10 protein-coding genes are annotated in these 15,600 nt (G+C 66.8%); 2 read left to right on the top strand and 8 right to left on the bottom strand.

Features of this window, described 5'->3' with window-relative positions:
• Positions 1 to 15: 15 nt before the first annotated feature.
• The 6 genes from B072_RS0121600 to B072_RS0121625 form a co-directional block, all read right to left on the bottom strand.
• Complete coding sequence (locus tag B072_RS0121600) at positions 16 to 1,305, bottom strand: cellulase-like family protein (protein WP_043244399.1); 1,290 nt, start codon at positions 1,303 to 1,305, stop codon at positions 16 to 18.
• A gap of 85 nt (positions 1,306 to 1,390) precedes the next feature.
• Positions 1,391 to 2,911, bottom strand: a complete 1,521-nt coding sequence (locus B072_RS0121605) for a family 43 glycosylhydrolase (RefSeq protein ID WP_158689219.1) — start codon at positions 2,909 to 2,911, stop codon at positions 1,391 to 1,393.
• A 223-nt stretch (positions 2,912 to 3,134) separates the two neighbouring features.
• The gene (locus tag B072_RS0121610; protein ID WP_018532064.1) at positions 3,135 to 4,013 is read right to left on the bottom strand and encodes a carbohydrate ABC transporter permease; all 879 of its coding nucleotides are present in this window, start codon (positions 4,011 to 4,013) and stop codon (positions 3,135 to 3,137) included.
• The gene (locus tag B072_RS0121615; protein ID WP_234018896.1) at positions 4,010 to 4,978 is read right to left on the bottom strand and encodes a carbohydrate ABC transporter permease; all 969 of its coding nucleotides are present in this window, start codon (positions 4,976 to 4,978) and stop codon (positions 4,010 to 4,012) included. The genes B072_RS0121610 and B072_RS0121615 overlap by 4 nt, the downstream gene beginning before the upstream one ends.
• Complete coding sequence (locus B072_RS0121620; RefSeq protein WP_043244401.1) at positions 4,975 to 6,303, bottom strand: ABC transporter substrate-binding protein; 1,329 nt, start codon at positions 6,301 to 6,303, stop codon at positions 4,975 to 4,977. The genes B072_RS0121615 and B072_RS0121620 overlap by 4 nt, the downstream gene beginning before the upstream one ends.
• Entirely contained in the window at positions 6,296 to 8,671 is a 2,376-nt protein-coding gene (locus B072_RS0121625) for a beta-galactosidase (RefSeq protein WP_043244403.1), read from the bottom strand. The genes B072_RS0121620 and B072_RS0121625 overlap by 8 nt, the downstream gene beginning before the upstream one ends.
• 145 nt (positions 8,672 to 8,816) lie before the next feature.
• Between B072_RS0121625 and B072_RS0121630 the strand changes: the two genes are divergently transcribed.
• The gene (locus B072_RS0121630; RefSeq protein WP_018532068.1) at positions 8,817 to 9,533 is read left to right on the top strand and encodes a FadR/GntR family transcriptional regulator; all 717 of its coding nucleotides are present in this window, start codon (positions 8,817 to 8,819) and stop codon (positions 9,531 to 9,533) included.
• Between the two features lie 374 nt (positions 9,534 to 9,907).
• The gene (locus B072_RS0121635; protein ID WP_078506526.1) at positions 9,908 to 10,975 is read left to right on the top strand and encodes a rhamnogalacturonan acetylesterase; all 1,068 of its coding nucleotides are present in this window, start codon (positions 9,908 to 9,910) and stop codon (positions 10,973 to 10,975) included.
• Positions 10,976 to 11,092: 117 nt separating this feature from the next.
• Here B072_RS0121635 and B072_RS0121640 read toward each other — a convergent pair whose 3' ends face one another.
• Together B072_RS0121640 and B072_RS0121645 are read right to left on the bottom strand one after the other, a co-directional pair.
• Positions 11,093 to 12,196, bottom strand: coding sequence for a LacI family DNA-binding transcriptional regulator (locus B072_RS0121640; RefSeq protein WP_026246128.1), 1,104 nt, complete (start codon positions 12,194 to 12,196; stop codon positions 11,093 to 11,095).
• A 95-nt stretch (positions 12,197 to 12,291) separates the two neighbouring features.
• Positions 12,292 to 15,006, bottom strand: coding sequence for a hypothetical protein (locus B072_RS0121645; RefSeq protein ID WP_018532071.1), 2,715 nt, complete (start codon positions 15,004 to 15,006; stop codon positions 12,292 to 12,294).
• Between the last annotated feature and the right edge of the window lie 594 nt (positions 15,007 to 15,600).

Raw genomic sequence — 15,600 nt, forward strand, 5'->3', positions numbered from 1 at the left:
GCCCGCACACAGTTGTCAGCCATGACCCGCTCTCTCGGTCATGAAGAGTGCGTTGCACTCGCGCTGGAGCGCGATGTCGTTCCACATCGGGTGGTGAGGGGCAGCATTGGAGCAGACGAGGGTGCCCCAGGCTCCCACCTCCGAGCTGCGCCTGACGGCATACCGGCAGAACTCCGCACCGATGGGCCCTTCCTCGAAGGAGCCGTTCAAGGGTGTGTATCCGATCCAGCCCTCGCCGAACACGAGCGGAATACCGCGCCCGGCGCACAAGTCGGCTGCCGCTGCGGTCCACGTGTCCAAGGTCCGCACCATGGCGATGCGGTGCGCGCCGAACCTTTCGTACAGTCGCCGGTCCCAAGCTTCGGCGTCGCACCAGTCGTGCACGTAGATCTCCGGCTTACCGACGATCGTGGCTTCCTGACGCCATCGATCACTGACCGGCGGTCTCCATTCGTCGAACGACGGAGCACCGGGTCGGAGCAGATCAGTTCGGGCACGCTGCTCGTCAAAACCTCCGTCGGTGGAGCGCAGGCCGTATCCGACCACGATCTCGTCGAGCACCCCATAGACGTAGGGGTGGAAGATTCCGACGTCGATGTTCTGGGGGATGCCGCGGAACGCCTCCAACGGGACGTGCGCGTAGTTCACCGTGACGGGGATGGTGGGGCAGCGCTCGTGGAAGCGGGCGAGACCGCGTTCGAGCCGCTCGCGGAGCTCCACCACCGCCGGCTCGCGACCTGGCAGGCCTTCGGTCAGGTAGCCGCCTTGGACCTCGTTGTGCAGCTCGACGAACGCGATGACCTCCGCCAGGCCCTCGGCTTCGGCGAGGTCGCAGCAATCGGCGAGTGCCTCGGCCAGGCGGGTCGGACGCTCCTCGGGGTCCACCGCCAGCAACGCGTCGAACCACTGCCGGTCTCCCGCGAACGAGCTGCTCTGCTGGTACTCCCAGCTGGAGAGGATCACTACGACGCCGTGGCGTCGGGCAGCTCGCAGGAGGTCCAGCAGATGTTGCCTGGGGTCGAGTCGGGTCCGGTGCTTCACGTCGTACCACCGCGTGCGCTGGCCGTACTCCCCGCCGAGCGGGCCGAACTCCATCTCACCGGACAGTCCGGAGCCGAAGATCAGGAACGGCATGGCACAGATCCGGATGGTGTTGTATCCGCGGTCGACCGCTTCGGTGAAGGCCCGGTCGAGGTCCTCGAAGGGCTCGCCCGGCCCGGTGCGCGTGTACCAGGTGAAATCCCACAAAGTGATGGTGAGTCGTTCGGGTAGATGCGGGGGCGGAGGAACGGGGGTGTAGGCCATCTCGCCCTCCTTCCAATAGTGTTGGCGCCGCGAGTGTCCCGTGTCGGCGCGGTCGTCGGTCGGGATCTAGGGTCGAGGGAGGTCGCTACGCGCGCGTGAGGGCAAGGCCGTCCACCGCCACGGTTCCGCCGCCCGCTGCTGCCGCCGCCTCGATCGTGATCGTGGCGGTTCCCGACGGAAGTTTGATCCCCTCCAACGAGGTCTTCGTCCAGCTGGAGCCGACGTCACGAAGATCGAGCGTCTTCTCCCGTCCACGCGAGTCCGTGATACGCACGCGGGCTTTCTCCAGCCCGGTCGTCGTCTTCGCCGACAGCGACAACGTGTAGGTACCGCGGGGAACGGTGTTCTCCTGGAAGACACCTCCGGCGAAACCCGCGGGGTCGCCGAGCGTCAGTGCGTGACGTGTGCCGTTGCCGGCCGGCGTCGGATTGGACACGAACCGGGTCGAGGGCGAGTCGTCGTCCACGGTCGTGTTCCATCCGGTGACGGTGGTCACCGGTACGCGATCGGCCTCGAACTCCGGGTTCAGGACGAAGTTGTTGTCGATGCCCGTGGCCCAGCGACCGGAGCGGGCGTCAAGTCGCCAGGAGCTGAGGGAGTTGAAGACCGGGGCGTCCTCGTCGAAGGACAGCGGGACCCACTGGTTGTATCCTGTTCCGTTCCACGCGAACTCGGCCCAACGGTCACCCGCGTACACCACCGTGTCGGTCTTCGTGCCGTGCACAGTGAAGAAGAACCCGGACTGCGAGACGTGACTGTAGTCCGCCTCCGTACCCTTCATGACGGTCTCCGGCTCGTAAGGGCCTTGCGGATCGTCTCCGACGGATTTGATGACGTGTGTCGCTGACGCGTTCCATCCGTGCAGGTCAGAACTGGCGATGTAGTAAAGGCCGTTGGCCTTGAACATCGCGTTGCCCTCTCGGCCGGCCTCGTTGTGCGCCACCTCGACAGCGGGCTCGACACTCAGTGAATCGGAGGGGTCGATGCGCGACACGTAGGTGTGAGCACGGCCGCTCTGGTTGGAGTAGACGAGGTAGTCGCTGCCGTCGTCGTCGGTGAAGACGGTCTGGTCGCCTGTCCCCTGGTAGAGCACGCCGGGAATCTGTGTCTGAAGGTTGGCGTAAGTGAATTCCCCCGTCGGCGAATCGCTCTCGAGGAAGAGAAGTCCCCCGTTCGTCTTTCCGTCCGTGTCGAAGGAGGTGGACATCTGCGTCACGAGTACGTACTTACGTGTGGCCTCGTTGTACACGACCCCCATGCGGCCGACCCAGCCAGCGTCGTCGAGGGAGCGCATCCGCGAAAAGGCGTCGCCCTTGACGTCCTTGGACGGAGGGATGCTCAGTCCCGTGGACCGGTTGACTACTTCGTTCTTGAAGTCCCAGTTCACCAGGCCCTTGGAGGTGTAGACCTTGATCGAGGCGAAGGTCGACTTCGGGTACTTCCGGGTGGGGGACGCCGCGTACGGGCCTGCCTCCTGGTACTGAACGCCGTACCAGTAGTAGGTGTCCCCGAACTTGAACACCCCGCCACCCTGGGAAGCAATCAGGTTCCCGTCGGTGTCCTTCCAGAAAGAGTCGTTCTGGATCGTCGGAGCGTGACGCGACACCTTCGGGGCCGTTGCGGTGGCCGGCGAGACCGAAGCCGAGCTGCCGGGTACTACCGCGACGAGCGCTGTCGCGGCGATCGCGAATCCAGCCACCGCATGAACGAGCTTTCGCATGGGATGCATTGATTCCGTCCCGTAGTCCAGACAATTCCGTCAGGAAGGTGGATCGACTTGAATCAGGGATATGCCGTCGTGGCGGCTCAAGCTCGGCTCTTGAGGCGAGTCAGCTCTTGACCGCACCCGCCGCCAGGCCTTCCAGGAGCTGCTTGCGCAGCAGGAAGAAGACCAGGAGGCTGGGGACGGCGGCGAGGATCGAGCCGGCCAGTACCAGGTCGTACTGGCGATTGGTCGCGCCGAACAGGGCCTGGATGCCCAGCGGAAGGGTGTAGTCGCCCGGGTCGCTCACGACGACCAGCGGCCAGATGAGGCTGTTGTAGCTGTTGAGGAAGGACCACACGCCCAAGGCGCCGAGGGCCGGGCGGAGCAGCGGTAGCACGATGCGGCGGAACAGGCCGAACTCGGTGCAGCCGTCGACCCGGGCCGCGTCCAACAAGGCGTCGGGGATGGACTGTTCAGTGAACTGCCGCATCATGAAGATGCCGAACGCGGGTGCGACCCAGGGCACGACCAGTGCGAAGTAGGGCGTGGTCAGATGGGCTTTGGCGATCATGACGAACAGCGGAACGACGATCACCGCGAACGGCACAGCCAACGAGCTGAACATGATGTTGAACAGCGCGTTCTTGCCGCGGAAGCGGTACTTGGCGAAGGCGAACCCCGCAAGTGCGCACAGCAGTACGGCCGCGAGGGTGGAGATGCCGGCCACCACCGTGCTGGTCATCAGCCAGCTCCAGAAGGGATGGGCGCCGAGCAGCCCCCGGTAGTTGGCAAGGGTGCCGGGCGACGGCAGCAGGTCGGGCGGATAGCCGAAGATGTCACCGCGGGACTTGAACGAGGAGGACAGGGCCCACAACAGCGGGAGGGCGAACACCAACAGCAGAGTGATCAGGAACGCGTAGAGCAGAGCCCGGCTCGCCCTTCGGCGGCCTTCACGGGCACCGCGTATGCGCCGGTCGCCGGCCGCGATTTCACGTATGGTCATCGGTCATCCCTTCCGACCCCCAGCAGGCGCATGGCCAACTGACCGAGGGTGAACACGGCGACGAAGAGCAGCACACCGGCCGCCGCCGCGTAGCCGAGCTGCTGGCGCTGGAATCCAGCACGGAAGATGAACTGGGCCACGGACAAGGTGGATTCACCCGGCCCGCCCTGAGTGAGCAGGAACGGCTCCTCGAAGATCTGCACGGAGCTGACGAGCACGGTGACCGCCACGAAGGCGGTGACGGGGCGCAGGCACGGCAGAGTGACGTTACGGAATCGGCTGACCGGCCCGGCGCCGTCTATGGCCGCGGCCTCGTACAGCTCTCTCGGGACGTTCTGCAGTCCAGCCAGGAAGAAGATGGTCAGGTAGCCGGTCCAGCGCCACAGTACGAGGATCACGACGGTGACCCTGGCCCAGCCCGGCGTACCCAGCCAGTCGATTCCCCCGAAGCCGAACACGGACTTCCCCACCGCGTTCAGGAGGCCGAACTCGTTGTCGAAGAACAGGCCGAACACCAAGGTGATGACGATCGGCGAGATGACCACGGGCATGAAGTACGTCAGCCGGAACAGATCCCGGCCGCGCAGGCCGCGAGCGTTCAGGGCTTGGGCGATGAGCAGCGCCCCGGGCATCACGACGCACATGGTGAAGACCACGTACATGGACGTGTTGCCGACGGCCGTCCAGAAACTGTGGTCGCCCAGCAGGTCCTGATAGTTGCGCAGGCCCACCCAGTGGGGTGTGCCCAAGCCTGCCCACTCGGTACAGCTGAGATACAGGCCCACCAGGACCGGTACCAGGAGGAACAGCCCGTACAGCAGGTAGAAGGGCGAGATGAACACGTAGGGAGCCAGGGCGCGTTGATGACGCATCCACCACGACTGACGCTTCGTGCCGCCGTTCGACGGCTCCACGGGACGGGTTGTTCCGCGGGGCGCGGACCGGGTCTCGGGCGGTGCGGTCATCGCTTCACCTGCTGTCGATAGGCCTTCAGACCGTCCCGGAGGGCTGCGGAGGGCGTGGTACGCCCCTTCAGCGCATCCAGAATGGGACCGCCCAGCACATCGGTGAGAGTCTGCATGTCTGCGGCCTGGTGGAAGACGGGGAGGTCGGCGGCTGCGGGGCCGAAGACGTCGAACGTCCGCTGCCCGCCGAGATATTCGTCCTTGGAGGCGATGAGTTCGGGGTCCTTGTACAGCGGCTTGAGTGTGGGGAGGTAGCCGCCCACGCGGTAGCGGAGGATCTGCCCCTCCCGGCTCAGGTAGACGCGACGCAGAAGTTCCAGCGCGGCGACACTGTTGGACTTGTTCTTCAGTACGGCGAAGCCGGTGCCGCCCATGGTGGAGGCTATGTGCCCGCCGCCGGCGAATCGGGGCAGGGTTCTGATCCGCCAACGCCCCTTCTGTTCCGGGACGTTGGTCTGCAACCCCGCCGCTTTGTACCAGTCGGGCATGGCGGTGGCTGCGAGCCGCCCGGACTTGAGGGCGGCGGCGCACGCACTGCCGTAGGGGTCCGGCAGGGCCAGAAGGGCTCCGGAGCGCGCTCCGCGGGTCATGAACTCAAGGACATCGAGGGCCTCGGGCGAGTCCAGGGTCAGGTCGCCTTCGGCGTTGAAGAGGCCTCCGCCGCGTTGCAGCAGGAACTGCAGGAATCCGTTGACGATCGCGCCGTTGTCGCCGGTGGAGATCATGCCGACGCTCACCTTGTGATCGGTGTTCAGCCTCTCGCCGTGCTCGAGGAACTCCTCCCATGTGTCGACCTTCTCAGGAACGCGGTACTTCTCGAACAAGTCCTGCCGGTAGTAGAGGACTGTGATCGCGGCGCCAGATTCCAGGCCGTAGGGCACACCATCAACGGTGTACGGATCCAGCTTGGACAAGTCGTCGCCGAACGGGCGGACCGTCTCCGTGAGGTCCACGAAGAGGTTCTGCGCGATGGACGCGTGCATCACACGGGGGAACTGGTCGACGTTCAGGCCCACGAGATCCGGGGTGTTGCCGTCCGCGACGGCCTGGGCGATCAGCCGCGTGAGGATGTCGGCGGGTGCCGAACTGGTGACATCCAAGCCGAAGTCGAAGCGGCTCCCCCGCATCAGACTGTCGTCCTTGACGGCGGTCTGAAAGGTCTTGATGTAGTCGGGGTCGTGAGTCCAGAACTTGATCTGCGCTCTTCCCGAACGCATCGGAGTGGCTGATGAAGTGCCGCATGCCGCTAGAGCAGGCGCGGCAAGCAGCCCGATTCCCACACCGCCTGCGGCACGCAGCAGGCTCCTGCGACTTAGCTCAGGCATGTCCGTTCTCCTGCTGTCGCAGGGTGGTGCGAGGTACGGCCACCAGCTCGGCGGATTCCACCGTGGCGTGGCTGTGCGCGGCAGTGAGACCTTCACGTACTGAACCGTCGACGTAGATGCGGGCTGCGGGGTCCAGCGGAAGGACTCGGATCTCCACACCGTGCCGCAGTGCGGCGTCGGCGAAGCGCCGCAACCCGATCTCCCAGTCCGGCCCGTACCAGAAGTGGTCGGCGACGAGCTGTCCGTCGATGTAGGCGCGGGCCGCGTCCCCGGTGTAGCGAAGGCGCAGGAGGACTTCGCCGTCCCCGTCCAAAGCGGAGGGCGGCATGGTGATGTGGTGGACGCCTGCCTTCTCGAAGTCCTCGTCTCGCGGCGCGGAGGCTCGGTGATGAGAGCCTCCGGTGCGGGCCGGCGGGGTGGCCGCCTGAGTCTGGGTGGCTTCAAGCCTGGGCTGCGGAAGTTGCGGTGCAGGGCTCAACAGCCATCGCGTGAAGACCCCGTCGTCGGCCGATGCACCAACACCCGTGCCTTGCAGGCTGGTTGACGCAGGAAGCAGGGCGACGGAGGGGGCTGCGGAGTGGATGTGCAGGCGCAGTTCGTTTCCGTCGGCGATCACCAGATCGTCGCTGAGCACCAGCCGGTCCCGGCCGAAGACGTGCAGCCGGTTCAGCCGGAGCGCGTCGCCCTGGGACAGCACCAGGACCTGTGCGTTTCCGTCCGGCCCGGTCAGGTTCAGCAGGGCACCAGTACCCGGCTCCTCAACGGTGATGAGCGTGGCGTCCGTGCCGTGGCTGACTCCAGCCGGCCCTGCCACCTCGACGTCCGCGGGCAGAGCGATGGAGGCCGGGATCCCGTCGATGGCCGCCAGCACGGTGAGTGTGGTGCCGTCCACGTCCAGGCGGGTCACAGGCTGGGCAGTGGCCCAGTCCAGGCTCAGCCCGGCTCCGAGGTCCAGGCCGATCGGCCACACGAAGTGCGCGCCGGAGGGTATTCGGATCGGCTGCTCCGGCAGCGTGACGGTACGGCCGCCGTCCAAGTGGACCCGGAATTGGACGCCTTCGTGCTCGGGCAGCGTCTCGTGCGGCTGGTGGTTGTTGACGAAGAGGAATCCCTTGTCGCCTGCCGAGCGGACTGACCATCGGAGTGTGGTGCGGTCGTCGAGCGAGGCGGGTTCCGTGTCGGGAAGCGACAGCGGCATCCGCGCCAAGTCCTGTCCGTACGCATGCAGCAGCAGATGCTGCATGCGCAGCGCGTGGAAGGCAGGTCGGACCTGCCCGTACTCTCCGAGCGGCGCCTGGAAGTCATAGGTCACCGTCGGCAGGTCGTTGGGATAACCGGTGTCGTGGCTCTCCTGATTGGGTTCCCTGAGGTCCAGGCGCTGTGAGGAGCCGTGGTACAGGTAGTAGCCCTGCCAGACCGATCCGCTGCCGAGCTTGGCCAGCGCCAACGAGGTGACGTCGGCGCTGGGCACAATCGGCCTGCGGTGGTACGCGATGGCCATGCCTCCGCCGACTTCGCAGGTGGCGTAGGGATAGCGGCGATCGTCCGGGCCGCTGCCGGTCGGCGCCGAGGAGCGCAGGTCCGCGCCGATCGCGTGATCGTCGCGGATCGGCGTGAAGAAGTAGTGGCGCCGCATCTCCCGGGTCCACCCGTCAGACGCTTCTTCCCAGAACGCTTCCGGGTAGCCGCCGTACAGGGGCAGCAGCACATCGCGCGGCAGATCAGCCGCGCCCCAGCCGGTCGCCGTCCACAACGGAGCTTGCATCCCGGCGACTTCGGCCATGCGCCTCAGGGTCGCCAGGTGTGTGGGCTGATCGTAGAGTTCGTTCTCCACCTGGACCGCCACGATCGGCCCGCCGTCGCCGTGGAAGAGACCGCGCAATTCATTGGAGATACGAAGGTAGTAGGCCTCGACCAGCGCGAGGTAGGCCGGATCGTTGGTACGGGGCGTGCAGTCCGTGCCGTCCAGCCAGTCCGGAAACCCTCCGTTGCGGCACTCCCCGTGCGACCAAGGACCGATCCGCATCGCGACGGCAAGACCGACCTCGCCGCACAGTTTCACGAAGCGACGCACGTCCAGGTCACCGTCGAAGCGGAACGTGCCCCGCTCGTTCTCGTGCTGATTCCAGAACAGATAGGTGGCCAGCAGGTCGACGCCGCCGGCCTTGATCTTGAGCAGTTCCTCGCGCCACTCCCCGGCCGGGTACCGGCTGAAATGGAACTCCCCCATCACCGGAATCCACGGGCATCCGTCCCTGATCAGGCTCTGGCTGTCGACCGTCAACGAGGGCGCCGCAGCGTCCGAACTCCCCATGGGCAAGTGCCCCGCCAAGGTCACAGGCGGTTTTTGGGCATGCAGAGACAACATGACAGGCGGCTCCTGCGGTGCGGCTCGATGAAGTGCGTTCATCGTGGGTGGGGCCGGAAACCCTGTCAAGATGTATTGATAATTAATACCTGCCGCTAAAGTGGCCAGCCCGGCACCTTCGTCGCCCATCCCGAGGAGAACTTCCATGGCGTCCTACACCGGCAGAGGAGTGCACGGACAGGTCGTCCACGCCCTCGGTTCCCGCATCGTGGGCGGCGACCTTCCCGAAGGCTCCACTCTGGACCTGCGCGCCCTGGGCGAAGAACTCGATGTCAGCCTCACCGTCATGCGTGAGTCCATGAAGGTCCTCGCCGGCAAGGGGCTCATAGACGCACGACAGAAGCGCGGAACGTTCGTGACGGAACGCAGGCTCTGGAACCTTCTCGACGCGGACATCATCCGGTGGCAGGTCAACAGCGACGCCGGTCACCGGCTCATGGGCGACCTCGCCGATGTTCGCTCCATCGTCGAGCCCGCCGCGGCCCATCGGGCGGCGCTGCATCGCACCGACGACGACCTCGTCGCCCTTCAAGCCGCACTCGACGCGATGGCCGAGGCTCACGCGCACTCCCCTGCGGACGCGGCCGGTGCCGACACGGCGTTCCACCGGGCCCTCCTCAATGCCACCGGCAACGAACTGCTTGCCCGTATGGACCTGCTTCTGGAACCCGGACTGCGTGAACGCGACCGCGTCGTGCACTCCCACCACGTCGATGACCCGGTCCCCAGCCATGGCGCCGTTCTGGACGCCGTCCGTGACCAGGACCCGGCCCGGGCCGAACTCGCCATGCTCGACCTCCTGGCGAAGGCCGTCCAGGACCTCGATCAGGTCACCCGCCGCGCTCCCGCACCCGGTCAGTGACGGGCGTCGCCCGGCCGGCCGGGCGACACGCAGCTGACTCCTGCGGCTCAGGTCGGTCACGCCCGCGCCCGCCTCCCTTCCGGGCACGGGGTCGTCCGAGGTGGGTGGGCGTCAACCGATGCGGCACGACTTCTGCGACTCACTGAGTCAATTTGAACAGATGCATTGACGACTGCTCAGTACTGAACCAAAGTGCATGCGCTGGGTGGAGGAGCCCTTCCTTCACCATCACAGTGGCTCCCGTCTCCACCCGGACACGTAGTGCTCCTCCGCGCAGTCCCGTGTCCCGCGCGATCCGCCGAGCACGCGGCGCACGTGAACGCCGCATGCCTGCAGGCCACTTGAACCACCTCAAGCAACCGAAGGGATCAGCCATGCCCGCACTACCGTCAATCCGCCGAGGCATTCACGCCACGGCCTTGGTCACCGCTGTCGTGGGACTGTCCGCCGTCCTCACCGGCCCCGCCCACGCGGCATCCGGCGACGGAAGGGTCCGCGCCTTGCCGGACGGATGCTCGGGCACGTCCCCCGTCGTCTGCCACTTCGACGTCCCTCCGGGCACGTACACCGTCTCCGCCCTGCTGGGCGGCAGAGAGGCCGGCAGCACGAGCGTGTCCGCGGAGACACGGCGCAACATGCTCGCCGAGACCGCGACCACGGCCGGCCACCCGGTGCGGCGCAGCTTCACGGTTGACGTACGCGAGCCCGAGGGCGAACCCACCGGACCGTCCGGAAGCCCCGGGCTCGACCTGCGCTTCGAGGGAACGGCGCCACAGGTGTCCGCGCTGCACGTCACCCCGGCCAGGCAAGCCCCGCAGATCCTGCTCGCCGGCGACTCCACCGTCTGCGACCAGAGTCTGTGGCCTTACACCGGCTGGGGCCAGGAGCTTCCGCAATTCCTGCGGAGCGATGTCTCCGTGGCCAACTATGCCGATTCGGGTGAGTCCTCACAGTCCTTCCTCGACAACCCGGTGCTCTTCGACGCGCTCGAGTCGCGGATTCGCCGAGGCGACCTGGTTCTCATCCAGTTCGCGCACAACGACAAGACAACGACCGCCGACGTGTACCGGGCCAATCTGACGGCGATGGCCAAGCGTGTCATCGCCCGCGGCGGAGAGCCGGTCTTCGTCACCCCGATCGTGCGTCGGCGCTTCAACAGCGACGGCACGCTCAACTCCGTGGCGCTTCACGTCATGACGGCGAACCTGCCGGTCGAAATGCGGTCGGTGGCAAAGGAGTTGGACGTCCCGCTGGTGGATCTGACGGCGATGTCGAAGGAACTGGTGGAGGGGCTCGGCCCCGATGGTTCCGCTGATCTCTACCTGACGAACGTCAACGGCGACAACACCCACACGTCCGAGTACGGCGCGACGCGTTTCGCACGCCTGGTGCTGGACGGGTTGACGGCGCAGGGACTGGTTCCGGGGCGGCTCGTACGGTGACCGGCTGAAGGCGGGCACGTGTGGTGTCCCGGGCAGAGGCCCGCCCGGGACACCACACGTGCCGTGTACTGGGGATGGCCTTCGACCATCGCGACGCTTCCGGTAGGAGACCGCCGGTCAGGGAGTGCCGCAGGACGATCGGATCGTCAAGCGGGGTTGGAGGAGCATCTGACGGATGGGGATGGAGTCCGGGTCCGGGGCGGCCAGCCGGTCCAGGAGCAGGCGTGCCGCGTACTCGCCGATCGTGCGCTTGGGCGGGGCCACGGCCGTCAGCGGTACGTCGGCGAGCGAGGCGATCTCGTCGTCGTACGCGATGAGCGCGAGATCCTCCGGGGCCTTGAGGCCCTGGGTCCGCATTCTGCGCATCAGCTCGATGGCGTCATGGTCGGAGTGGACGAGCGCGGCCCGGACCTGGCCCTCCTGACAGGCGCTGATGAACCGGTCGTAGCACTGCGTGGCCTCGTCGGATCCCAGGGTCGGGCGACCGCTGTCCACGACGGGGACTTCGGCGTCGAGGTCGAGAATCTCCAGCGCCGCCTTGTGCCCGGCCTGCAGCAGCGCCGCAGTGGGGCTCCCGTTGGTGAACAGTGCCACCTTGTGGTGTCCGAGCTGCGCCAGATGACGCACAGCCGCGAAAGCCCCCTGGCGGTGGTCGGAGGCGACGAACTCGCAGGTGGTGAAGGGGTCTCGGGGCTGCCGCTCAAGCAGGACGAACGGCAGGCCCAGGTCCTCGAGCTGGTGCAGGTTCTTCTCGGGCAGCTCGTGGCCACCGGGCGAGGCCACAAGCAGTCCGGAGGCACCGGAGACGGCGAGCTCCTCGATGCGTTGCGCGTCACTGTGTCCGCTGTAGTCGGAAAGCGTGATGACCACCCGGGCTCCCCGTTCGGCCGCGACGGCCTGCACCCCGGCGACGACCCGCGGGTAGTAGTACGTCGCCGACGGCACGATCAGGCCCACGGTCGGCCCGCCCTGCGCAGGAGCCGAGCGGGGTGCGGGCACGGCAGCCTGCGCGGGTGCTGCGCTGTCGTGCCTGGTGGCCAGCATGGCACCACCTCGTACGCGGCTCAGCTTGCCCTCGTTCTCCAGGTCGAGAAGGTCACGCCGGACGGTCGCACGGGAGACACCCAGGCGTGCTGCGAGATCGATGACCTTGAGGCCGCCGGACGCCTGCAGCTCGTTGAGCAGTTGCTCACGCCGCTGAGCGACGAGCATGTCAGTCATTGGGCCCCCTCTGGTGAACAGTTCTAAACGATCGTAGAGGAAGCTGCTCGATCATGCTCCGAGCTGGGCGTGCCGGCGACGGCTTGCCTCCGATGTCAGATTTCGTCTCCCACGAGGGCCAGGCACTGGATGGTCGCGAGGCCGAACTGGGCGCTGGCGTTGGCGGACATGCCGGCCTCGTCTACCGGGTTGAGCACGTCAGGGCCCTCGACGCGGTGGGCGGAGAAGTCGTGGTCATCCGGGTAGCCGGCATGGCCCGTACGCAGTTCCTGCCAGGCGCGCTTGGCCAGGGTGGTGTCGTCGAGCTGGTCGGCGGCGTAGGCGGTGGCCCGCGCGTAGGCCTGTCGAAGGTTGAGGTTCCCCCAGTCCGTGCCCGTGGCCGCTTTCTGCTCGGCCTTCGTCGCGTTGTAGAGGCGGCAGAAGGTCACCCACTGCTTCTTCACCGCATCGTCGTCGGTGAGGGCGATGACTTCGGTCATGACCTCGATGAGTCCGAAGACCGAGCTGAGTGAGCCCACGGACACACTCGGCTCGCTGGGCCCGGTGAACCTCCCGTCGGCGAGGTTGTAGGTGATGTCGCCGCTCTGTACCCAGCCGTTGGGCAGGGCCGCGATGGTCTGCGCGCCATTGAGAAGCTTCCTCTTGGCGATGGGGTTGCCGTTTCGCTCCCACTCGGCGAGCCAGGCCATGGCGAGCGATCCCCAGTCGGTCGTGATGCTGACCGGCATCGCCTTGGGGTCGGGCTCGAACGGGTCGCCCTCCCGGATCTTGCGGCCGGGGTCGAGGACCAGGAAGCTCCGGTCGGCGTCGACGAGTTCATGCAGGATGTCGCCGACGCGTTCGTCGGCGGTGAGGAAGTAGTGGAAGCGCTTGTAGCCGGCGTTGCTGATGCGGACCTGCTTGGCGCTGTCGCCCCAGTGCATGACGCCGTGCCGAGTGCCCAGGCCCTGGTACTTGCCGATGTGGTACATGTCCACTTCGCTGGTGTGACGGCACATGGCCTCGACGAAGCGGAACGCCTCGGCGTCGCCGGTGCGCAGGTAGTGGTACCAGAGCCACAGGTCGGTGGAGAGCTCGGAGTTGTCCCAGGCGTAGCCGCCGACGTCGTACGACCAGGTGTGCCGGTCCCCGTCGTAGCTGTGCATGATGTCGCCGTAGTCCCAGAACCCGTACCAGGAGCGCTGGTCCACCTGGCCGCGGTGGTAGTCGTGCACGGCTTGCAGTCTGTCCTCGAACTCCGCCTTGGCCGGCACCGACCGGTCGACCGGGGTCCAGGAGCCGAACACCGCGGCTGAGTGGTTGTGTTGTGGGCTGCTGGCCAGCAGTGGGGGTGTGGCAGTGGCGGCCGCGAGTTGGGAGAAGCGCTCCGCGGTCGGCGTCGCTCCCAGCGCCCAGAAGGTCATCTCGGTGGTGCGGGCCACGCCGTAGGGAGTGCCGAAGCCGGGCTCGTAGTCCTCGTACGTGATCTCCAGGCCCTCCAGCTGCTCCGGATACGTGTCCTGGCCCATGCCGTCGTGGTAAAAGCGCAGGTCCATCGCGCCGGCTCGCGGCGACCACATCCATACGGTCGTCTGTGCCTCTTCGCCGGCGGCGCCCTCGATCTGTAGCTCGGTGGGGTGCAGCTGCCAGAAGTTGCGCATGCCAAAGGCGAACCCGCCGCTCGGGGAACCTACGTAGGCCAGGCCCTCGGCCCGCCTGCCGCCGTCGACCCGGACCCAGGAGTGGCCTCGCTTGGTCCGCTTGCACAGTTCGAAGCCATGCGCGTTGAGCTGGCTGAGGCTGTAGTCGCCGAACGCGGGGATGTACTGCAGGCGGGACGTGACCCGGCTGTCCCAGGTGCTGGTCGCCGGGGTGGCCTTGCCCTCGTGCTGCGCAGTGCGGACCGCGGCGCCGGGGTCGCGGCGCAGGCCGGTGATGCCACGCACCGCTTCGGAGAGCACGCCCTTGTCCTGGCCGGCGAAGCGGACGTGCCGGTCGTGCAGTTCACCGCGCATCGGTACGGAGAAGCGGATGCCGAGCCCGTTCAGGAAGTCCTTGTTCTCGTTGCCGTCGAAGACGAAGGTGTGCACGGTGCGGATCGCGTCGGAGCCGGCGTGGAGGTAGAACCGCACGCTGAAGGGCAGCCAGGCGCGGCGTCCCTTCTGGTGCTTGCCCTCTACCTTGACCACCGCGCGTACCGGTCCTTCCTGCTCCACCTTGACGGAGCTCACGAAGCCCGCGAAGGGCTCCGATCTGATCACCGTGGCGCCGTCGGTGTCGGGCCGGTCCTGGCGGGAGGCCACCAGACGGCCGTCCTTGGCGATCACCGTGTCGCCGCGGCGGATCGAGGAGATGAGGCGGTCTCCCTTGCGCGGGAACACCACATCGATGACGCCTGTGCTCACGGTGTACTGGTCGCGGCCGGTGTGCACGGTGACCGCGCTGTCCGGCTCGGCCGGTTCTCCCGCGGCCAGCGTGTAGGTGTCGCTGCGCTCGGCCGTGGAGCTGATGGCATGGGCCGTCCACTTGACCGAACCGTCCGGCCACCAGCCCGTCGGCCAGGTCTGCACCGGCACCTGCTTGCCTGACGCGGTGGCGAGGGAGAACTCCTGGTCCGGGCCGAAGGCACCCGCAGGCCATGGGACTCCCCACGTGGTGCCCCCGGTCAGTTCGGCGGGCGTCTCCTTCTCCAGCCAGTGCAGCGTGACGGGGGCGTGGCCTTCCGCTCTGAGCGGGGTACTCGCGCCTCCATCGCGCATCTGATCGGCGCGCGCCGTCGCGGACGGAGCGAGGAGGGCAGCGGCTCCGCCTGCCGCGGCGGAGGCAAGCATGGAGCGTCGGCTGATCTGAACCACGGTGTTCAACTCCCTTGTGACGGTGTCACGTCGGTGCCAAGCGGTGAGGCGAGAAGGTGCGTTGAAGGCGCCCAACTCCGGCCGTGCAGGCATGGGCAGGTCGTCACCGCCGGAACTGCCGGTGGACGCAGTGATCGTGAAAAGTCATCCGAAGGCGCGCATATCGAACGGCGCGCGAGGGATGACATCTCCGCGCAGCATGAAGTGGCTTGGCGCGACGGGCTGTTGTGGGAGACGCCGATGCGCTGCCGACGGACATGCTTACACCACGCGCATCAGTTGGACCAGATCTGACGCAAAGTGCGTTCGATGCGTTCGCTTTGACCTCGGGTGCTGCGGTGAATCAGCCGTCTGCACGGACGTACAGCACACGACGCCTGCGCAGCACTACCGTTCTTGCAGTTCATAAGCCCATGCGGTCCGGGAAGCACGGTCGCCACCTCGTCCGCCCGCAATGAATCAACATGATTCTGTGTGAAGAATATTGTCCAAGCTCCACTCCCCGTGCACAATGCGTATCGCCGCGGCGTCAGCGGCTCTTGAATCGTTTTTCCACTGTCTTCCGGCCGA

Origin of the sequence: Streptomyces sp. HmicA12, from assembly GCF_000373565.1 — a bacterium.
Lineage (GTDB): Bacteria > Actinomycetota > Actinomycetes > Streptomycetales > Streptomycetaceae > Streptomyces.

Coding starts and splice junctions, on each gene's coding strand:
- B072_RS0121600 (WP_043244399.1), bottom strand. CDS start 1,305: ATGGCCTACACCCCCGTTCCTCCGCCCCCGCATCTACCCGAACGACTC.
- B072_RS0121610 (WP_018532064.1), bottom strand. CDS start 4,013: ATGACCATACGTGAAATCGCGGCCGGCGACCGGCGCATACGCGGTGCC.
- B072_RS0121615 (WP_234018896.1), bottom strand. CDS start 4,978: ATGACCGCACCGCCCGAGACCCGGTCCGCGCCCCGCGGAACAACCCGT.
- B072_RS0121620 (WP_043244401.1), bottom strand. CDS start 6,303: ATGCCTGAGCTAAGTCGCAGGAGCCTGCTGCGTGCCGCAGGCGGTGTG.
- B072_RS0121625 (WP_043244403.1), bottom strand. CDS start 8,671: ATGTTGTCTCTGCATGCCCAAAAACCGCCTGTGACCTTGGCGGGGCAC.
- B072_RS0121630 (WP_018532068.1), top strand. CDS start 8,817: ATGGCGTCCTACACCGGCAGAGGAGTGCACGGACAGGTCGTCCACGCC.
- B072_RS0121635 (WP_078506526.1), top strand. CDS start 9,908: ATGCCCGCACTACCGTCAATCCGCCGAGGCATTCACGCCACGGCCTTG.
- B072_RS0121640 (WP_026246128.1), bottom strand. CDS start 12,196: ATGACTGACATGCTCGTCGCTCAGCGGCGTGAGCAACTGCTCAACGAG.
- B072_RS0121645 (WP_018532071.1), bottom strand. CDS start 15,006: ATGCTTGCCTCCGCCGCGGCAGGCGGAGCCGCTGCCCTCCTCGCTCCG.